The 17,486-nt window shown below is 66.2% G+C and carries 15 protein-coding genes; 8 read left to right on the plus strand and 7 right to left on the minus strand.

Features of this window, described 5'->3' with window-relative positions:
• Positions 1-14: 14 nt before the first annotated feature.
• The gene (locus tag WS75_RS07470) at positions 15-1,169 is read right to left on the minus strand and encodes an ABC transporter ATP-binding protein (protein WP_059679903.1); all 1,155 of its coding nucleotides are present in this window, start codon (positions 1,167-1,169) and stop codon (positions 15-17) included.
• Between the two features lie 234 nt (positions 1,170-1,403).
• On the opposite strand from WS75_RS07470, the gene WS75_RS07475 reads away from it, so the two are divergent.
• The 3 genes from WS75_RS07475 to WS75_RS07485 all read left to right on the plus strand — a co-directional run bounded on the left by WS75_RS07475 (position 1,404) and on the right by WS75_RS07485 (position 4,234).
• Positions 1,404-2,417 (plus strand): LacI family DNA-binding transcriptional regulator, encoded by a 1,014-nt coding sequence (locus WS75_RS07475; protein WP_059679904.1) that lies wholly within the window; start codon positions 1,404-1,406, stop codon positions 2,415-2,417.
• Positions 2,418-2,790: 373 nt separating this feature from the next.
• Positions 2,791-3,066 (plus strand): formaldehyde-responsive transcriptional repressor FrmR, encoded by a 276-nt coding sequence (frmR, locus tag WS75_RS07480; RefSeq protein ID WP_059679905.1) that lies wholly within the window; start codon positions 2,791-2,793, stop codon positions 3,064-3,066.
• 58 nt (positions 3,067-3,124) lie between these two features.
• On the plus strand, positions 3,125-4,234 hold the full coding sequence (locus WS75_RS07485; protein WP_059679906.1) for an S-(hydroxymethyl)glutathione dehydrogenase/class III alcohol dehydrogenase: 1,110 nt from the start codon (positions 3,125-3,127) through the stop codon (positions 4,232-4,234).
• A 626-nt stretch (positions 4,235-4,860) separates the two neighbouring features.
• Here WS75_RS07485 and WS75_RS07490 read toward each other — a convergent pair.
• Entirely contained in the window at positions 4,861-5,886 is a 1,026-nt protein-coding gene (locus WS75_RS07490) for an AraC family transcriptional regulator (RefSeq protein WP_059679907.1), read from the minus strand.
• Positions 5,887-6,240: 354 nt separating this feature from the next.
• Between WS75_RS07490 and WS75_RS07495 the strand changes: the two genes are divergently transcribed.
• The 5 genes from WS75_RS07495 (at position 6,241) to WS75_RS07515 (ending at position 11,151) form a co-directional block, all read left to right on the plus strand.
• Entirely contained in the window at positions 6,241-7,470 is a 1,230-nt protein-coding gene (locus tag WS75_RS07495; RefSeq protein ID WP_059679908.1) for a dienelactone hydrolase family protein, read from the plus strand.
• A 67-nt stretch (positions 7,471-7,537) separates the two neighbouring features.
• Positions 7,538-8,323, plus strand: coding sequence for an SDR family oxidoreductase (locus tag WS75_RS07500; protein WP_059679909.1), 786 nt, complete (start codon positions 7,538-7,540; stop codon positions 8,321-8,323).
• 63 nt (positions 8,324-8,386) lie between these two features.
• A complete protein-coding gene (locus tag WS75_RS07505) occupies positions 8,387-9,625 on the plus strand; it encodes a styrene monooxygenase/indole monooxygenase family protein (protein ID WP_059679910.1) in 1,239 nt (412 codons plus the stop codon).
• Positions 9,626-9,630: 5 nt separating this feature from the next.
• Positions 9,631-10,158: a flavin reductase family protein gene (locus WS75_RS34060; RefSeq protein ID WP_059679911.1), complete on the plus strand. Its 528-nt coding sequence runs from the start codon at positions 9,631-9,633 to the stop codon at positions 10,156-10,158.
• Between the two features lie 33 nt (positions 10,159-10,191).
• Positions 10,192-11,151 (plus strand): SphA family protein, encoded by a 960-nt coding sequence (locus WS75_RS07515; RefSeq protein WP_059679912.1) that lies wholly within the window; start codon positions 10,192-10,194, stop codon positions 11,149-11,151.
• A 223-nt stretch (positions 11,152-11,374) separates the two neighbouring features.
• On the opposite strand, the gene WS75_RS07520 is transcribed toward WS75_RS07515, so the two are convergent.
• The 5 genes from WS75_RS07520 to WS75_RS07540 all read right to left on the minus strand — a co-directional run bounded on the left by WS75_RS07520 (position 11,375) and on the right by WS75_RS07540 (position 17,478).
• Positions 11,375-12,358 carry a hypothetical protein gene (locus WS75_RS07520; protein ID WP_059679913.1) on the minus strand — a complete coding sequence of 328 codons (984 nt, stop codon included), beginning with the start codon at positions 12,356-12,358 and terminating at the stop codon, positions 11,375-11,377.
• Complete coding sequence (locus WS75_RS07525) at positions 12,355-12,873, minus strand: (2Fe-2S)-binding protein (protein ID WP_059679914.1); 519 nt, start codon at positions 12,871-12,873, stop codon at positions 12,355-12,357. Before WS75_RS07525 ends, WS75_RS07520 begins: the two co-directional genes overlap by 4 nt.
• Positions 12,870-15,518, minus strand: a complete 2,649-nt coding sequence (locus WS75_RS07530; protein WP_257129345.1) for a xanthine dehydrogenase family protein molybdopterin-binding subunit — start codon at positions 15,516-15,518, stop codon at positions 12,870-12,872. Before WS75_RS07530 ends, WS75_RS07525 begins: the two co-directional genes overlap by 4 nt.
• Positions 15,519-15,942: 424 nt before the next feature.
• Positions 15,943-16,089, minus strand: coding sequence for a hypothetical protein (locus tag WS75_RS33390; RefSeq protein ID WP_156429733.1), 147 nt, complete (start codon positions 16,087-16,089; stop codon positions 15,943-15,945).
• Between the two features lie 420 nt (positions 16,090-16,509).
• A complete protein-coding gene (locus tag WS75_RS07540; RefSeq protein ID WP_059679917.1) occupies positions 16,510-17,478 on the minus strand; it encodes a type II secretion system F family protein in 969 nt (322 codons plus the stop codon).
• Positions 17,479-17,486: the final 8 nt, after the last annotated feature.

Below are 17,486 nucleotides of genomic sequence, written 5' to 3' on the forward strand. Positions count from 1 at the left end.
TCGGCATCGCGCCGCTATGCGAACGCCGCTTCGGCGTGGATGGCCGGCAACGCGATGCCGGCCTCGTCGAACAGGTGACAGCGCGACGGCGGCACGCGGAACGCATGCCGCTCACCGCGCCGCAACGCGGCCTGGCCGGGCAGTTTCGCGAGCAGCGGCACGCCGCCGGGCTGGTCGAGATGCACGTAGGAGGCTTCGCCGAGTTGCTCGACGAGCGCGATGTCGCGGACGATCGTGGGCGAGTCTGCATCGCCCGACGCGGCGACCGTCAGATGCTCGGGACGAATCCCGAGCGTCAGCCGCGCGCCGCTGCCGATGTGGCGCGGCAGCAGGCGATCGCGCAGCGTCAGCGTTTCGCCGGTGCCCTCGAGCCGCAGCCGGCAACCATGCGCATCGGCCGCCTCGACGACCGCCGGCAGGAAGTTCATCCGCGGCGAGCCGATAAAGCCCGCGACGAAACGATTGGCCGGCCGGTGATACAGCTCGAGCGGCGCGCCGGCCTGCGCGATGCTGCCGAAGCGCGCGACGTCGTCGCCCGCGTGCAGCAGCACGATCCGGTCGGCAAGCGTCATCGCCTCGATCTGGTCATGCGTCACATAGACGGAACTCGATTGCGTGAAGCGTGCGTGCAGGCGGGCGATTTCGACGCGCGTCTGGCCGCGCAGCGTCGCGTCGAGATTCGACAGCGGCTCGTCGAACAGGAACACGCGCGGCTCGCGCACGATCGCGCGGCCGATCGCGACGCGCTGCCGCTGGCCGCCGGACAACGCCTTCGGCTTGCGATCGAGCAGCGCATCGAGTTGCAGCACACGCGCGGCCTCGGTCACGCGACGCCGGATCTCGTCCTTCGGCGTGCCGGCGATGCGCAGGCCGAAACCGATGTTGTCGAACACGGTCATGTGCGGAAACAGCGCATAGCTCTGGAACACCATCGCGACACCGCGCTCGGCGGGCGGCGTGTCGTTCATGCGCGCGCCGCCGATCCGCAGCTCGCCTTCGGTCACGTCCTCGAGCCCGGCGATCATCCGCAACAGTGTGGACTTGCCGCAACCCGACGGACCGAGAAACACGCAGAACTCGTGCGACGCGATCTCGAGGTTCACGTCGCGCAGCACCGGCGCATGGTCGCCATAGCGCTTCGAGACGTCCTTCAATGAAATGGCGGTCATCGCGCTCTCCTCTCCTGGTCAGGCGTTTCGGATCGAGAAATTTAATCGCTTAAATTTCGGTGGTGCAGTTCGCCCGGTTCGCCGTACCATGTCGTCTCCTTGATCTGATGTGTCGAGAAATTAGCGTATCGCTTGTCCCTGTGCAACTTGTGGGACGCACTCCCAGAATATGAGCAGACACTCCCTCGTTTCCCTTCTCTCTTGCAGAGTTGCCCGCCCGGCCCGAGGCCGCGCATGGTGACGCTCGCGCAAGTCGCGCGGCGGGCGAACGTCACCGCGGCGACCGTCTCGAACGTGCTGCGCAATCCGCAGAAGGTGAAGCCGGCGACCGTCGAGCGCGTGATGGCGGCGATCCGCGAGCTCGGCTATCGGCCCAACCTGACCGCGCGGGCACTGGCCGAGGGCCGCACGTCCACGCTCGCGTTGATGCTGTCGAACATCACGAACCCGTTCTATCCGGAATTCGTGCTGGCAGCCGAGCGCGAGGCGCGCAAGCGCGGCCATTACCTGCTGGTGTCCAATACCGACGACGATCCGGCGATCACGCGCAACTACCTCGAGCGGATCGCCGGCACGCTTGCCGCCGGCGCGATCGTGATGAACACCGACCTCGCGGAAGCCGAACTCGCCGACATCGCGCGCCACGGCGCGTCAATCGTGCTGTGCATGTGGGAACACGTGCATGCGTCGCGCACGCTGCCGTGCGTCACTGTTGATTTCGCGGCGGCGGGCGCGCTGGCGGCCGCGCATCTGTCCGGGCTGCGGCATCGCGCGTTCGGCGCGCTCGTCGGCAAGGGCTCGGGCGGCCCGCAATCGGTGCGCTTGCGCGGGTTCGCCGACGAACTCGCGGCATGCGGCCATCCGGCGGAGGCACTGACGACGGTGTCGGCTCACGATTCGATCGAAGGCGGCTACGAAGCGGCCGCGGCGCTGCTGCGGGCGAAGCCGGGCCTCACCGCGCTGTTCGCGACCAATGACCTGATGGCGATCGGCGCGATGCAGGCAGCCGCCGATCTCGGGCTGCGCGTGCCGGCCGATCTGTCGGTGGTCGGCATGACCGATATCCAGCTCGCCCACCAGTTCCGCCCCGCGCTGACTACGGTGCGGTTTCCGACGTCGCAGATCGCCGCGCGGGCGATCGCGCTGACGCTCGACATGATCGACGGCGTCGAGCCGGCTGCTGCCGTGCATACGATCGGCGCGCCGGAGCTCGTGGTGCGGGAATCGACGGGGGTGGCGCGGGATTGACGCACTGAGCGCGCCGCGTCGACGTCGCGCTCCGGCCGGCCGTTCACGCATTCGTGCCCGATCCGGTCGGAACGCGTGCCGAATCCCCGCATGCACCATCAGTTGCTTCGACGTCGACGGCGGATCAGCTGCCCCGCGCATAGCCCGGTCGAGCGACGAGCCGCAGCAGCACGCTGAGGGGCGCCGCGCACTGCTTCATCGACCGCCTGCTGCGGATGATCCGTCGGCATGCGCGGTCGACGCGCAACGAGAATCCTGCGCTGTTCCGCACGCTCACGCTGCTGATCTGACGGTGTGCCCGGCAGCGATTCCGTATACCTCCGCGCCGCATTGTTCTATACTGCCCCCCAGTATCCGGAAACCCACAGATCCCATGCCGCATTCCCCCGAAGAGAAGAAACGCGTCCTGACCCGCGTGCGCCGTGTTCGCGGGCAACTGAATGCGCTCGAGCAAGCGCTTGAGGAGGGCGCGGACTGTGCCCCGATACTTCAGCAACTGGCTGCCATTCGCGGCGCGATCAACGGCGTGATGGCCGGCGTGCTCGAAAGCCATTTGCGCGAGGAATTCACCCAGCTCGCGGACGCCCCGCGACCCTCGTCCGGATCGATCGACGATATCGTGACCCTCGTCCGGTCCTACTTGCGCTGACCGGTGCAGGTTCGTCGACATTCGATTCATTCGATGATTCTTTTTTGACAGGATTGCCATGAAATCACGTGCTGCAGTTGCGTTCGAGGCGGGTAAGCCGCTCCAGATCGTCGAAATCGACGTCGAACCGCCCCGCAAGGGCGAAGTGCTCATCAAGATCACCCATACCGGTGTCTGTCATACCGATGCCTTCACGTTGTCGGGCGACGATCCGGAAGGCATCTTTCCGGCCGTGCTGGGCCATGAAGGCGCCGGCATCGTTGTGGAAGTCGGCGAAGGCGTGACGAGCGTGAAACCCGGCGACCACGTCATTCCGCTGTACACCGCCGAATGCGGCGAGTGCCTGTTCTGCAAGAGCGGTAAGACCAATCTGTGCGTGTCGGTGCGCGCCACCCAGGGCAAGGGCGTGATGCCCGACGGCACCACGCGTTTCAGCTACAACGGTCAGCCGATCTATCACTACATGGGCTGCTCGACGTTCAGCGAATACACGGTCGTCGCCGAAGTCTCCCTCGCGAAGATCAACCCGGACGCCAACCCGGAGCAGGTCTGCCTGCTGGGCTGCGGCGTCACGACCGGCCTCGGCGCGGTCAAGAACACCGCGAAGGTGCAGGAAGGCGATACGGTGGCCGTATTCGGTCTCGGCGGCATCGGCCTCGCGGTGATTCAGGGCGCCAAGCTCGCGAAGGCCGGCCGCATCATCGCGATCGACACTAACCCCGGCAAGTTCGACCTTGCGCGCGTGTTCGGCGCAACCGACTGCGTCAATCCGAAGGATCACGAAAAGCCCATCCAGCAAGTTATCGTCGAAATGACCGGCTGGGGCGTCGACCACAGCTTCGAGTGCATCGGCAACGTCAACGTGATGCGCGCCGCGCTTGAATGCGCGCACCGCGGCTGGGGCCAATCCGTCATCATCGGCGTCGCGGGCGCCGGCCAGGAAATCTCCACGCGCCCGTTCCAGCTCGTCACCGGTCGCCGCTGGCTGGGTACGGCATTCGGCGGTGTGAAGGGCCGCTCCGAACTGCCGGGCATGGTCGAGGATGCGATGGCCGGCACGATCCAGTTGGAACCGTTCGTCACGCACACGAAGCCGCTCACCGGCATCAACGAGGCATTCGACTTGATGCACAACGGCGAATCCATCCGGACCGTCGTGCATTTCTGAAATACGTGCAACGAGACCGGCTGCAGCAACCGGTCTTGTTGCGCGATACCGCCGGCAAGCCGCGAGGCTTGCCGGCGCGACGCATTTTCCGAACCATCGCTTATCAGACCGGCAACGGTCGATGTCTCGTCACCCCGTGCCCGGCGCGCAAGGCGCGCTCTGATGCTGCGCCCGACACTTCCTCTAGCGATCCGACGACGCGCGAGCGTCAGTCCTGGCGACCGTCCGCACGCGGCGACAGCAGGAACGGCGTGTGGTAAATCGCCTACGCCACGAACGCGACGATCCGGCACGCGCCCGACGCATCCGGCCAGACCGCGTACGGCACACCCGGCACGAGCAGACGCTTGCGAACAGCGCGCAGGCCAGATAGAACGGCCGCAGGCCAAGCTACAGCAGCGGTGACGTATCGGGCGCCGACGGAGCTCGCATCGGTTCGCTGATTGTCGTGTGCGTCACAGGCAATCGAGGATGACGTCATTCATCCTGGCGCGGTGAGGCGCGAGACGGGAGCGTGCCCGTACGCGGCGCAGTGGCATCGCCCGCGTTCATGCCACGCGTCACTCGCGCGCTTCACGCGTGCGCCAAACTTCCAAATGTGAGCCTGCGTGGTGGCTGCCCTCCCGTCAGCACCGCGCGCGCCGCATCCGCAGCGTGGCCGACGGCGATTCCCCGAACGCGCGCTTGTAGTCGATCGCGAACCGCCCGAGGTGCGCGAAGCCCCATTTCAGCGCGATGTCCGTCACCGATGCGAGCCCCGGTGTCGCGTCGTCGAGCAGTTCGTCGCGCACATGTTGCAGCCGCAACTGGCGCACGAATCCCATCGGCGTGATGCCGTGGCGATTGCGGAATCCGGCGAACAGCGTGCTCGGGCTGACGCCCGCGAGTTCGGCCAGCCGTTCGATCGTCAGCGGCTCGTCGAGATGCGCACGGATGTATTCCTCGACGCGCCGCACATAGAACGGCGCGAGCGGCGCCGGCGCGGGGCGTGTGCCGTTGCGTGCGCTGTTCGGGTGGCCGTACAGCAACACGTTGAGCAGCGTCGATTCGAGTTGCTCGAATGCGAGCGGATGGCGCAGCGGATGCCCGTCCGTCGCGATCGCGTCGGCCAGCATCGGCAGCATTTGCGCGAGACACGCGCCCTGCTGCGACGACAGGCTGAATTCCGGCTCGAACTCCACCGGTACGCGCCGGTCATCGCCGAAATGCCGCTGCGCGTGCCGCTCCATCACCTCGCGCTCGATGCGCAGGATCACTTGCGGGCACGCCTCGCCCCACCGCATCCGGAGCGACAGCGTCGGCGACAGCAGCGACGCGGTGTCGGGCGACGACACGAAGCGTGTCGCGCCGCACTCGATCTCGGCGTCGCCGCGCAGCGGAATCTGCAACAGATAGAAGTGCTCGAGCGGCCCCGGTTCGATCGACACTTCGCCGCCGTAGTCGAGCAGATTCAGCGACAGATTGCCCCAGCGCGCATGATGCATGCGGCCGTGCAGCGCGCGCGAATCGCCGGTCAGCGTAAGCCGATGCGGTTTGAACACGTCCGCTACCCGCGCGCGCACCTCGTCGACGTCATCTGACTGCAGCAGCAGCGTGTCGTGGTTGAAACAGGCAGCGTCACCCAGCCAGCCCGCTCCGCAAAATTGTCCCATCGAAGTTCTCCCGTCGTGCTCCGTTGCACCTGCGCCGTGCACGCGTTCCCGATTCCGGGGAACCCCGTCGCACGATCCGGATAGCGTCCGGAGTATCCGGACAGTCCGCCTCGTTACACTACGCAAGCCCTGCGCACATCACGCAAGAAGTGGACCGTTCGCGCATCGTAGAAAACTGTGCGGAACTTCCGCATCCGCACATACCCGCAGTGCACCGCGTTCCGGCCCCGGCGCGGCGGGCCGATCCGCAGGTTTCCGGAATTCGCGGATACCGGCCGAAGAAAGCGGATAGAAGCGCGCGTTTCGTCCGCCAATACTGGGCCCATGCCAGTCACGAAGAGAACGGAGAGACACATGCAAGGACGACACATCGACATCCCGTCGCCGGACGGCGGGACGTTTCGCGCATACCTGAGCACGCCGGCCGGCGGCACGGGGCCGGGCATCGTGCTGTGTCACGAGATCTTCGGCGCGAACGCGACGATGCGCGACGTGGCCGATTACTACGCCGAAGAAGGCTACACGGTGCTCGTGCCCGACCTGTTCTGGCGCCAGGCGCCCAACATCGAATTCGGTTACGCGGCGGCCGACTTCGAGCGCGCAATGGCGTTGTACCGCGAATACGACGAAAACAAGGGCGTCGAGGACATCGGCGCCGCGCTGGCCGTGCTGACGCAAAGGCCGGAATGCACGGGCCAGGCCGGCGTGCTTGGCTACTGCCTGGGCGGCAAGCTCGCGTATCTCGCCGCGTGCCGGCTGCCGGACGTGGCCGCCGCCGTCAGCTATTACGGCGTGGGGATCGAGCACGCGCTCGACGAAGCCGCCCATCTGCGCGGCCGGCTCGTGCTGCAGATCGCCGCGCAGGACCGCTTCTGCCCGCCCGACGCGCAGCAGCGCATCGCCGCTGCAATGGCCGGCCGCGACGGCGTCGAAGTGTACGTCTACCCGGGTGTCGATCATGCGTTCGCGCGCGTCGGCGGCGATCATTTCGACAAGGCCGCCGCGATCATGGCGCACCAGCGCGCGATCGCCGCGTTCCGCGCGGCGCTCGGCCCGCACTACGATCTGTCCGGCCTGTGGGAAGAACACCTCCGGCACGAGTTCGACACGCGCAATGTCGACGCGACGATGGCCACGATGGTCGCGCAGCCTTACGTGAACCATATTCCGACGCTGACGGGCGGCGTGGGCTACGACGAGCTCAAGCGCTTCTACACGCATCACTTCGTGCATGCGAACCCGCCGGACACGACGATCACGCCGATCTCGCGCACGGTCGGCGCGAGCCAGATCGTCGACGAACTGCTGTTCTGCTTCACGCACACCACCGAGATCGACTGGATGCTGCCCGGCGTCGCGCCGACCGGCAAGCGTGTCGAGATTCCGCTCGTCGCGATCGTCAAGTTCCGCGGCGACAAGCTGTATCACGAACACATCTACTGGGACCAGGCGAGCGTGCTGGTGCAGATCGGCCTGCTCGACGCGGCCGGGCTGCCGGTTGCCGGTGTCGAAACGGCACGCAAGCTGCTCGACGAAACCGTGCCGTCGAACAGGTTGATGCAGCGCTGGCACGACAGCGCGTGACCGACGGATACGCATGCGGCGCGCCCAACGCGCGCCGCCTTCATTCAATCATTCCAGGAGACACACCATGACTGCCCTTGCTGGCAAAGTCGCTATCGTCACCGGCGGCGCCACGCTGATCGGCGCCGCCGTCGCGCAGGACCTCGGCCGCGCCGGCGCGTGCGTCGCGATCCTCGATCTCGATGCGGAAAACGGCGCGCGTGTCGCCGACACGCTCGGCGAACGCGGGATGTTCATCGCGACCGACATCACCGACGACCGCGCGATCGACCGTGCGGTGTCGGCAGTCGCCGAACGCTTCGGCGCGATCGACCTGCTGATCAACCTGGCCTGCAGCTACGTCGACAACGGGATCCAGGCCTCGCGCAACGACTGGCTGGCGGCGATGGACGTCAACGTCGTGTCGGCCGCGATGCTGGTCAAGGCCGTTCATCCGTTCCTGGCGCGGCGCGGCGGCGCGATCGTCAACTTCAGTTCGATCTCCGCGCAATGCGCACAGACCGGCCGCTGGCTCTATCCGACCTCGAAAGCGGCGATGCGGCAGCTCACGCGCAGCATGGCGATGGATCTCGCCGGCGACCGGATTCGCGTCAACTCGGTGTCGCCGGGATGGACGTGGTCGCGCGTGATGGACGAGCTCACGCACGGCGATCGCGCGAAGACCGATCGCGTGGCCGCGCCGTTTCATCTGCTTGGGCGCGTGGGCGATCCGTCCGAAGTCGCGCAGGTCGTCACGTTCCTGTGCAGCGACGCGGCGAGCTTCGTGACGGGCGCCGACTACGCGGTGGACGGCGGCTACTCCGCAATGGGCCCCGAGCAGGCGGTGCCGGCGATTCCGCGGCTGGCCGAATAACCGGCAGCCGCTCCCCCCGCCCATACTTCGCCTCATGCAATTCGTTCTACCAAGGATTTCATCATGAAACGCATCGCTATCGTCGGCGCCGGCCAGGCCGGCCTGCAACTCGCCTTCACGCTGCTCGACCAAGGCTATCACGTCACGCTCGCGACCAACCGCGACGCGGAACGGATCCGCGCCGGCAAGGTCATGTCGAGCCAATGCATGTTCCATACCGCACTGCAGATCGAACGCGATCTCGGCCTGAACACCTGGGAAGAAGCGTGCCCGTCCGTCGAAGGCATCGGCATCGCGGTGCCGCATCCGGACGGCAACGGCCGCAAGGCGATCGACTGGTCGTCGCGGCTGACCCGCTACGCACAATCGGTCGACCAGCGCGTGAAGATGGCCGACTGGCTCGACGCGATCCGGCGCCGCGGCGCGGACGTGCGCATCTGCGATGTCGGCGTGCCGGAACTCGAGGACCTCGCGCGCAGCCACGATCTCGTGCTACTCGCAGCCGGAAAGGGCGAAATCGTGAACCTGCTGGGCCGCGACGACGCACGCAGCGCATTCGAGCGCCCGCAACGCGCGCTTGCGCTCACCTACGTGAAAGGCATGACACCGAGCCAGCCGTATTCGCGCGTGCGCTTCAACCTTCTGCCCGGCATCGGCGAATACTTCGTTTTTCCCGCACTGACGACGACGGGCCCGTGCGAAATCATGGTGTTCGAAGGAATCCCCGGCGGCCCGCTCGACTGCTGGGCCGACGTCAAGACGCCCGAGCAACATCTCGACCGCAGCCTGTCGTTCCTGCAGCAGTATGTGCCGTGGGAATTCGAGCGCTGCCGCGACGTCGAGCTCACCGATCCGAACGGCACGCTGTCCGGCCGCTTCACGCCGACCGTGCGCAAGCCGTTCTTCCGCCTGCCGTCGGGCCGAACCGTATTCGGCATGGCCGATGCGGTGGTCGTCAACGATCCGATCACCGGCCAGGGTTCGAACAATGCGGCGAAATGCGCGAAGGTATACGGCGACGCCATCCTCGCACGCGAAGCCCAGCCGTTCGACGAAGGCTGGATGCACGACACGTTCGAGCGCTACTGGTCCTATGCGCAGCACGTCGTGCGCTGGACCAACTCGCTGCTCACCCCGCCGCCGCCGCACATCCTCGAGTTGCTCGGTGCCGCCGGTCAGTTGCCGTCGCTGGCCGCGACGCTCGTCAATGGCTTCGACGATCCGCGCCAGTTCGCGCCGTGGTGGTTCGAACCGTCGGCCTGTGCGGCGTTGATCCGCGAACACGCCGCACGTTCGGAGTAAGCGACATGGACACCACCGCTACCTGCATTTCGGGCCTCGACCCGCAACGACTGCGCGCTGCGTTCGGGCAGTTTCCGACCGGCGTCACCGTGATCACGACGCGTTCGCCGGACGGGCGCAAGGTCGGCCTCACCGCCAATTCGTTCTCGTCGCTGTCGCTCGACCCGCCGCTCGTGCTGTGGAGCCTGCGCAAGGTCGCGCCGAGCCGCCCGGACTTCGTCGCGGCCACGCACTTCGCGATCAATATCCTCGCGCACGACCAGATCGCGCTGTCGCGCCGTTTCGCGACACCGAGCGCCGACAAGTTCGACGGCGTGCCGCACGTGGAAGCCGATGCGGGCGGCGTACCCTGTCTCGACGGCGCGAGCGCCCGTTTCGTGTGCCGCAACGTGGGCCATTACGAAGGCGGCGACCATCTTCTGTTCATCGGAGAGATCGAACAGTTCGATGCGTTCGGAAAGGCGCCGCTCGTGTTTCATGCGGGCCAGTACCGCGCGATCTCCGCACATCCCGATCTTTCTTGCGCCGTTTGATTAGTTATACAAATAAATATTCAGGAGGTGGTGATGATGAAATTCGGCTCTCGCCTGCTTGCGATCGCAGGTCTCGGGTTAGTCTGCCTGACCGGCCCCGCGCCGGCGCATGCGACCGACCTGCCGTCGGTCAACCTGGGGATGACCAGCTTCCTCGACGGGATGCCGCCGGCCGGCTCCGGCTGGTACGGCACGCAGTATCTCGAGTACTACACCGCCGGACGCGTCAACGACAACGCCGGCAACAAGGTCGGGCTGCCGAAGCAGGACATCGACCTGTTCGCAGGGCTGAGCCAGCTCGTCTACCAGTCGCCGCTGACGTTTGGCGGCATGCATCCGGGGCTCGACGTGATCCTGCCGTGGGTGGCCTCCGTGCATACGAACGATGGAATCGGCAACGTCGCGCTGAATTCGCGTGCCGGGTTCGGCGACCTGCTGGTCGGACCATTCATCCAGTTCGATCCGGTCATAGGCGCGCAGGGGCCGCGCTTCGCGCAGCGGCTGGAGTTCCAGTTCATTGCGCCGACCGGTGCATACGATCCGGCGCGCGCGATCAATCCGGGCAGCCATTTCTGGTCGTTCGATCCGTACTGGGCCGCGACGTTCTGGATCACGCCGAAGTGGACGGTGTCGTGGCGTCTGCACTATTTGTGGAATGCGACCAATCACGAGCCGGCGACTGCGCTCGGGCCGGACGTGACGTCGACACAGGCCGGCCAGGCCGTCCATGCGAACTTTGCGACCGAGTATGAAGTGCGGCCCGGGCTGCGGCTGGGTCTCAACGGCTACTGGCTACGCCAGACCACCGACATGAAGGCGAACGGTCAGGACGTGTCCGGCACGCGGGAAGCCGTGCTGGCGATCGGGCCCGGTGCAATGTATAGCTTCTCGCCCCAGGATCACCTGATGTTCAACGCGTACTTCGAAGTCCTTGCGCGTAACCGGCCGCAGGGTTCACGGATGGTGCTGCGGTACGTGCATCACTTTCAGTAGGCGAAACACCGACGCGTGACGCCGCACCGCGGGTACGTATGACGGATTGCAACGTCTACGACCCCGGCTTCTCTCGCGCATCGCTCATCAGCCGACGCGTCACATGACCGTGGCTGCACCGGCCGAGGCGATCCGCGCGTATCGTTATGGACGAGCCCGACAAAGCCGCGGATGCGGCGAACGAAAGGCGCCGTGGCGGTCCGGCGCGCAACCCGCGCGCAATCTATTTGGCCGCCTGCGCCGCCGGCGTGAAACTGCACTTCGGATCGTCCTTGCCGCGCGCCGAGCAGCACTCGAGCAAGTCGCTCACCGACTTCGCGTTCGCCGCATTCCATTCATACAGGCTCTTGTTGTTGTCGATCGGCATCCAGTGCGTCATCGGATACCGGCTCGCCCGCGCGTTGCTTCCCTTCGGCGGCGGCAGCAAACCGGCCGCGAGCGGCACGTAGATCTTGCAGCTGTTCTGATCGCCGATCCGGTGACAACCGATGCAGGTATTGCCCGGCGTGCTGATCGCGTGCGACGTCCACGACGCGAAGTCGGCGCCGAGATTCACATACTTGCCCCACGGATCGGTCGGCACCTTGCTCCAGACCTGGCCGATCCACGGGCTGTACATGACCGGGCTCGCGTCGTGACACGACACGCAGCGCTTCGTCGCGGTCGCGGCCGGCTTCCACCAGAACTCTGCCGCGGACGGATGGCCGGGCGGCGGCGTCGTCTCGTTCGGCGGCGGCACGCGCGCTGCGTTCATGCCGGCGGTGCCGCCCTGCTCCGCATGAAACCAGCAGGTCTTGCCGTTGCCCGCATGATGCAGCACGATGTCGACTTCGTCGTAATACGGGCTCCGATTCGCGCGGATCTGCTTGCGGCGGCAAAACGCCGAGATCTGCGTGTCGCCGTGCGACAGGTCGAGGATCTTCGAATACGGTGTGCACTGTCCGGACGTCGGCGCGTCGTAGGGCAACAGCGCCGGGCGATCGCACGTCATGTGTGCTGCGTAGCGCACAGGCACGCGGCCGTTGACGGTGATCGGCACATCGGTGCCGTCATTGCAGTCGAACGCGGGAATCTCGCCGATTTCGTCGGTGCACCGCTGCGCATACTCGTGCAGCGACGTATCGCCGTTTGCCGCCGCGAGCGCAACCGGCGCGACCTGTGCGGCCAGCATCGCCGCCAGCGCGACGACGCAGGTTCTCATCGTCATGCCGCCCCCTTCGTGTAGCGTATCGCCACCTTGCGAATGGCCTCGATGTACTTCACGTAACCGGTGCAACGACAGATGTTGCCGCCCACCCAGGTTTCGATCATCGCGTCCAGATCGCGCTCGTGCACCGGCTGCGCGCGCAGATGATCGAGCATCGCGGTCGCGGCCATCAGGAAACCCGACACGCAGTAGCCGCACTGGAACGCGAACGACTCGAGAAAACTCTGCTGCAGCGGCGACAGCGCACCACCTTGCGCGAGCCCCTCGATCGTGTACACGTGCATGTCCGCCATCGCGCTGACCGGGGTCGAGCACGACAGCGTCTTTTCCATCGGCGCACCGGGCGCATTGCGCACGCCGACCGTGCACGCGCGGCACACGCCGATGCCGCAGCACAGCTTGGTGCCCGTCAGGTCCTGCCGCTCGTGCAGGAAGTCGATGAGGTTCATGTCCGCGTCGGACGCGTCCGCTTCGACCGGCTTGCCGTTGATGATCATCCGGACCGGATTGCTCATTGCAGTGCCTCCCGAATCTTTTCCGGCGTCACGGGCGTCACCCGGAACCGCCGCCCCGTCGCCATCGCGAGCGCATTGAGCAGCGCCGGCGCGATCGGACACATCACAGCTTCCGCGATGCCGCGTGCATTCGCGGGGTCGCCGCCGGGCGGCGGTAATGCGATCAGTTCCTGCATGGGAATGTCCGGTAGCCGCGTGACCTCGTAGCGATCCAGATTCCACCGGCCGCCGCCCGGGCCGTCCGGCCCCAGCGGACAGGTTTCGGTCAGCACGTTGCCGATACCCATCGCGACCGCGCCCTGTGACTGCCCTTCCACGAGCTCCGGCGACAACTGCCGGCCGACGCTCACCGCCGTCACCACGCGTTCGACCTTCACGCGCCCGGTCGCCGAATCGACGGACACCGCGACGAGCGTCGCCGACGGCGCATAGGTCGTGCGCCCGTAAAGTGTCGTATCGATCGGCGGCGGCTGCAGCGCGCGCGTCAACGGCGTCAGGTGATACGGATCGAGGCCGACCGCCACGTAGTCGTAGTCGATCTGCGCACTGCCGGACGCGAACGGATAGGTTCCCTTCCAGAAATACCCGGCGTAACTCGCATGCACGGCTGCGGTCGTCTGCAGGCCGAGTTTCCTGATCGTGCCGAGCAGCGTCGCCCACGAAATCGGTGCGAGGCCGTTCGCGGCGAGTGCGCGATCGGTCCAGTGGACGTCCTCCGCACGCACGGGTACGCCCCACCATGCGCGCGCCGCCGGCAGCACGCTCTGCAGAAACAGCACCTGCGCGGCGCCCTTGACCGCGTGGTACTGATGAAATGCGCCGAGACAGGCGCTCGACGAGCCGTAGGTGTAGCACACGTACTTGCTGTCGTCGGGCGGACTGCTCGAACGCTTCAACCCGAGCGCGTTGAACGGTCCGATCTCGCTCATCGCAATCGTTTGCGCGTTTTGCCCGAGAAACTCGGCCGGTGCGAGACCGAGCGTCGTGGCTGCGCCGTTGCCCATGTCGGTGTACGGCGTGACCACGCGCAGGTTGCCGTCGGGCAGGATCTGCACCATGCCGAACATCCCGTCGCCGGAGGTGCCGTACGCTTCGTTCGCCATCGCGAGGCCGACACCGTAGCGCAGGCTGCGCGCGCTACGCTCGGCACGAATCTGCTCACGCTCGAGCCATAACGGATGACGTTCGAGCCGGTCGAGCAACGCGTCCAACTGCAGGTCGAACAGGATCGGCGCGCCCGTAATTGCACGGCCCTTGCCGAGAGCGGGCGCCTTGCCGAGCAGATTGGCGCGCCGGATCTCGAACGGCGACATTCCTAGCCGGCCTGCAGCCTCGTCCATCAGCGTCTCGATCGCCATGAACGCCTGCGGCCCGCCGAAGCCGCGCTGCGAACCGCCGAAGACTTCCCGCGTGTAGGTCGACGCGGCCTGCGCGCGGGCCCGTGGAATCTCGTAGCAGCTCATCGCGCTCAACGCGGCAAGCTGCGCGACGTACGGCGACAGGTTCTTCTTCCCGCCGCCGTTCATCAGGAAATCGCAGGTGATCGCTTCGAGCTTGCCGCGGCGGTCGAACCACAGCGATTCGGAGAACTGCGTCTCGCAGCGTTTCAGGCCAACCTGGAATTGCTCGTAGCGCGACTGCTGCCAACGCAGCGCGCCCTTCGCGAACGGCGCCGCAAGGGCCAGATACAGCGGGAAATAGGACTTGTCGCGTCCGCCGAAACCACCGCCCGGGTAGCACGCGATGACCTGGGCCTCCTTGACCGGGACGTCGCTGCCGTTGAACAGCGTACACGCACCGGTCGCATCGTCATTCGCCGACTGCGTGCCGAGAACCAGGCTGATCTTCGAGGCGGACGCGTCGTACCAGGCGAGTCCCGCTTCGGGCTCCATGAACATCGGATCCATCGCCGGCGTCTCGAACCCGTCGTCGCCCGTCGCCTGAATGCCGATCCACGTGCCGGCGGCCGCATGATGGGCAATCGTCGCATCGATGTTGGCGACCGCCGCCTCACGTTCCTCCAGGTACTTCGCGGTCGGCATGCCGTTGCTGTCGGCCTCGTAGTTGTCGACGTAGTTGAACCGCCGTGCGTCGTCGCGCACGTAGACGGTCACGGGCGAATACGGCACGACCGGTGCGGCCTGGCCGGTGCCGACCGACGCGCCGTAGCGGATCACGCCGCGATTGAAATCGAGCAGCTTCCTCGCGCGACGATAGATATCGAAGTTCTCGAAGATCAACAGCGCGGCCGGTTGCCCGTAGCAGTCGGCCGGATAACCTGCTCGCGCGAGCCAGTAGATGTCCTGGTTCGCGATCGGATCCGGCTTCGGTGCAAGATTGATCCTGCGCGCGCTCAGCAACGCGTTGTCGACAATGGCGATCGGCCGCAGTTCGTGCGGCAGCACGCCGAGATCGTAGCCCTGGTACACCGCGTCGACCCGGTCGCAGCGCAGTGCATAAAGCCAGTTTTCCTGCTGCGGCCAGCCCACGAAGTCGCGGGACTTGAAGTCGCGCGCGTAGATCTTCTGGCCCATCACCTTCGGCACGCCATCGATGCGCCAGCGCGCCTTTCCGGGCACCGGCGCCCAGTTCGGGCCGTCCGCATCGGCCTGCGTCTCGCCTGCGGCGAGTACGAGTGCCGGCAAATGCGTAACCGAAACGGCGACAACGGCGCCGCTGCCGGCGAGCTTCAGAAACGTCCGGCGTGTCACTGGCACACGGATGGCCATGCTGCGTCCCTCGTTCGAATTGTTATGTCGGTCGTCGAGTGCGCGACGTGCGTCGCCATGCCGGCTGCGAGCGGCACGATACGCGTGTGCGTCGATGCACAGGATGTCGGTGAGAAAGCGGTGTTCCGGGCGCGGTTGCGCGCGCCGGCTGTCAGGAATCGGGAGGGCTACGACGCGCGCCGTAGCCCGGTGGCGTCGCGGGTTCGGTCCACGCGGTTGGGCGCCTGCTCGATGAAGCGTCAGGCGGCGTGCATCGCGCTGCGTGTTCGTTCATGATTCCCCCGGCCCTGATCGTGCATGACTGGCCCGTTGCCCGTGTCGTCGGGCAGTCGCTTGGTTTTCAGGCGTTGTGTTCGTTCTTTCCGCGACGCGGGGCGATCGTCCCGTTCGCGGCGTCATTCAAGCCTGATTTTGAATAATCGTAGGAATTCGACTCGACGATTTCAAGGAGATTTTCGGGCACGATGACGCGGATCGGCAGTGGCATCTGTCGATACGTGCCGCGTCATTGGCTGGCGCATGCCACCGCTTGCGGCCCGAGGGCGCTGCGGCCGCGCGGCGACTGCCTGCGCCGGCCGGCAATTCGGTAAACAATCGCTCGAGTTATCGACACGGATGGATTCAGCCGTGCCGATCGGTCCTTTCGGATGGGCTTTCAGTCCGGTCGGCACGCCGCCGCGACTGCGTTCGAGGTGCGTCGTAGGGGGCCACCCTCGCGGGCAGTGGACTACGGCTGTCTCCAGGGTCGACCATGGGTCCGGGTTGCGTTGACGCCGCTATGATCGACCTGTCTCGCGGCGCCGCCCGGGGGGGAGAAGGAGCCTCCCATGAAGACGGCAACCGTGCCGGCCGGCAATGCCCCGGTCGGCACGTACATCCGGTTCGCGCGGCAGTCCCGCGCCGCTGCTTACTGCCCGATACTGGTCAAGGTCGGCAGCAGCACGCGATACACGTGAATCATCGCCGGCCCGAGCAACACGCACATCAGCGCCGGAAAGATGCAGAAGATCAGCGGGAACAGCAGCTTCAGCGCGATCTTCGCGGCGCGCTCCTCTGCGCGCATCCGCCGCCGCGTGCGCAGCATGTCGGACAACACGCGCAGCGATTCGGCGATGCTCGTGCCGAAGCGATCGGCCTGGATCAGCATCGCGCAGAACGATTCGATATCCTCAACGCCCGTCCGCAGTGCCAGATTGCGCAGCGCGGTTTCTTTTGTAAACCCGGAACGCATCTCGAGCAGCAGCAAGTCGAGTTCACCCGCGACCACTTCGCTGCGAAAGCGCAGTTCCTCGCTCACCCTCATCAGCGCCGCGTCGAGCCCGAGCCCTGCTTCGACGCATATGGTCAGCAAGTCGAGCGCATCCGGAAAGTCCTCGAAAATCACCCGCTGACGCGTCGCGATCCGCCGCCTGAGGATCACGTTCGGCACGTAGTAGCCGATTCCGGCGAGCGCGACGAGGATGAACGACAGCAGCATGCGTTGATCCGAAAACCGGGTCGTGGCGAGCGCGAGCAGCGCGGCGCCCGGCAGCGCCAGCGCGAGTACCGTCTTCGCCGCGAAGTAAAGCGCGCCTGCGTTCGGATCACGCCAGCCGGCGTTCATCAGCCGGATCCGCAGCGGTGAATTCTCCCAGCCCTCCTGCGGCACCGACAGCCGGGAAATCGGTTGCGACAGCTCGACGAGCTTCGCGACCCAGCGCGATGTCTGCCCGCCGCCGTCGCCGGCGCCGATGCCTACACTTGCTCCGCTCGCCTGCTGGATCCGGCGCTCCATGTTGCGCGGCGCAAACAGCAGCATCGCGACCAGCACGCCGCCGGTGACGAAGATGAACAAGCCGGCCAGCATCACGGTATGTACTACGCTCAGGTTTTGCATGACAGCCT

The sequence above is a fragment of the Burkholderia sp. FL-7-2-10-S1-D7 genome (assembly GCF_001524185.1).
In the GTDB taxonomy this organism is placed as follows: domain Bacteria; phylum Pseudomonadota; class Gammaproteobacteria; order Burkholderiales; family Burkholderiaceae; genus Burkholderia; species Burkholderia diffusa.